This is a genomic window from Streptomyces alkaliphilus (assembly GCF_014141535.1).
GTDB classification, from domain to species: domain Bacteria; phylum Actinomycetota; class Actinomycetes; order Streptomycetales; family Streptomycetaceae; genus Streptomyces; species Streptomyces alkaliphilus.
Genome location: NZ_VKHT01000702.1, coordinates 1 through 2,795, shown reverse-complemented (window position 1 = coordinate 2,795; position 2,795 = coordinate 1). Strand labels below are relative to the sequence as shown.

General features: G+C 75.8%; 2 protein-coding genes. Both read right to left on the bottom strand.

Annotated features, from left to right (window positions below; genetic code table 11):
* Window positions 1-78 precede the first annotated feature (78 nt).
* Entirely contained in the window at window positions 79-1,458 is a 1,380-nt protein-coding gene (locus FNQ90_RS18685) for a hypothetical protein (protein ID WP_323380062.1), read from the bottom strand.
* A 414-nt stretch (window positions 1,459-1,872) separates the two neighbouring features.
* Window positions 1,873-2,795 (bottom strand): transporter substrate-binding domain-containing protein (locus tag FNQ90_RS18680; protein ID WP_228471383.1); only part of this gene is annotated, 923 nt, incomplete at its 5' end.

The window sequence follows — 2,795 nt, the reverse complement described above, 5'->3', positions numbered from 1 at the left end:
CCCGCTCCTCCGCTCCGGTTCCGGACCCGCGCCCGGGAGCAGGGGCGGAGGTCCGCGAGCCGGTCGGGATCCCGGTGGTCATTGCCCCTTCTCCGATTCCCCCGGCGTTCCGGGCGCCTCCCCGGCCCCGGGGGTACCGATCGTCCCGGAAGCCGCCCCGGAAGCCGCCCCGGAAGCCGTCCCCGGAGCGCCCCCGGGGGAGGCCGTGGTCCCGCCGCCGCCGGCCAGACGCTCCGCGGCGGCCATCCGGTAGCGGATCACCGCCCGCTCCGCCGCCCGCAGATCGCACGGCGAGCTCCAGAGCATCCGTCGGGCCGTGTCGTAGTGCCGCGTCAACTCCGGGTCGGCGTCCGCGTCCGAGCGGCCCGCCCTGGCGCGGTACGCGTCCAGCCGTCCCCGCAGCTCGGCTCGGATCGCCAACGGCGCGGTCACGGCGGTCAGGGAGTCGCGGGCCCGCTCCAACTCCTGTTCCGCCCGCTCCTCCAGGGAGTCCAGCAGCGGGGAGAGGCGATGCCACTGCGCGTCGCGCCGGTACTCGGCCGCCGCCGTCAACTCCTCGCGCAGCGCCGACGCCGGGCCGGTGACCGCCGGGACCTCCGAGGCCGCGATCCGGGCCAGCACCTCCCCCCGGGCGGTCCGGGCCTCCGCCAGGGTCCGATCGGCGCGGGAGAGGATGTCGCGCAGCCGTACCAGGCGCTCCTCCGCGTCGCGACGGACGGCGATCACCGCCTCCACCTCGCGCCGGATGTCCTCGATCAGCCGGGCCGCCCGGTCGTACCGCTCGGTGTCCGGACGCCCCGCGCCCGGAGTGCCGCTGCCCTCCGCGCGCCGCCAGAAAGCCAACGGGTCCGTCAGCACCTCGGCCCGCAGCGCGGTGAGTTCCTCGGTGACCCGGGCCAGGTCGTCACCGGCCGGGTGCTCGCCGGGGCGCACGCCGACGGAACGGGCGAGTTCGGCCAGCCGGCGCAGCTCGGCGGCGAGCAGGTCGATCCGGGAGGGGAGGGCGGACCAGACGGCGTTGGCGGCCACCACCACCTCCAGCACCCGCGCGTACCCGGTGTTCAGCCGTTCCACGGTGGCGGCCCACCCGCCGGACGGTCCGGACGCGTCGGCGGTGTCCGGGGGATCCGCGGTCTCCGGCGGACCGGCCGGCGGCTCCTCCAACAGCTCGGCCAGCTCGGACAGTTCCCCCGGCCCCGGGAAGCGGCGCCGGGCCCGGACCGCCCGGGCGTCCTCCAGCCTCTTCCCCCACTCCTCGAAACACGCCCACAGCGCGGTGAGCTCCAGCTCCGCGGCGGTCCACCGCTCGGCCGTGGTGCCGACCAACTCCGCGCCCTCCAGCAACCGGCGCCCGGCGTGGTCCTGGAGCGCCAGCAACGAGGTCTCGATCGCCTCGTGCTCGACGCCCAGCCGTGCCAGCCGCCGGTCGGCCTCCTCCCGGCTCAACACCAGGCCCACTCCTCGCTTCTCCCGGGTCTCCCCGTGTCGTCACCGTCGTGTCGGTTCCCGACCGGCGATGCCGCCGGTGTGTCCGTGTGTCGGTGCCCCTGTGCGTCCGTGTGCTCGTGTCCCCTCGTGCTCGTGCGGGTGTTCCCGCGTGCCGGTGTGCCGGGTGGACCCCGGGGCCCACCCCGCCACACGACGTGCCCCCGGCCCGGTCGTCACGGTCGTCACACGTCGATCCGTGGCCCCGGGCGCCACGGGTGGGGAACGGATCCGCCCGCGCACGCCCCGGGGCGGCGCCGCCCCGGCTGTCCCGGTCCTTCCCCCCACCGGGGTGCCGGCAATCCCGGGGAGCGGCTCGATCGCCCGGGTTCCCCCGTCCGGGGAACCCCCGTGCGGCCCACCCGTACCGTTCGGGCCCGTCGGCAGTCAATCCCGGTACACCGGTACCGGGGGGCGGGGGTCGGGATCCTCCATGTGGTCCGCCAGCCACCGCTCGTACGACGCGTGCCACGCGCTGTCCCCACCTCCAGCCGTGAACCCCTCCAGGGCCCGGTTGACCCGCCGCACCAGATCCTCGTCGTCGGGATGCATCGCCACCCCGTACGGCTCCACGGTGAGGGGGTCGCCCACCGGTCGCAGGGTCGGGTCCTGTGCGATGTGTCCCGCGGCCAGCGCGCTGTCCGTCACCAGGGCCTCCGCCTCGCCCAGTTGGAGCAGGACCACGCAGTCCAGGTGATTGGCGGTGGTGACCATCCCGATGCCCCGGGAGGTCACGTCCCGCTCCAGGAGCAGGGCCTCGGCGGTCGAATCCGTCGCGCTGCACACGCGTCCCCCGGTGAGCGAGCCGTTCAGCCCGGTGACGCCCGACCGGCGGGGCACCACCAACTGCTGTCCGGCCTCGAAGTAGGCGGAGGAGAAGGCCACCTCCCGCCGGCGGTCACAGGTGATCGACATCGTCCGCACCACCATGTCCACCTCGCGTTCCCGGAGCAGCCGGATCCGCTCCGAGGTGGGCACCGCCCGGTACACCACCCGGGCGTTGGGCCCCAGCAGTTCCTCGGCCACCGCCTCCACCAGATCGATGTCGAAGCCGACGAACCGACCGGTGTCGGGTGTTCGGAACCCCCACAGGTAGCTGTTCTGGTCCACCCCCACCACCAGGGCGTCCCGGGCGAGGATCCGCCGCACGGCGGGCCCGACGGCGTCCGAGGGGCGCAGGCTCTCGGCCACGTCCCGTCCGTCCGCGCACCGTTCGCGCGGCGGCGAACCGGCCGGCGGCTCCGTGGGCTCCGGCTCGGTGGGCGTGGGCGTGGGCGTGACGGCGATCGGGGCGGCGGGGGTGCCGGGCC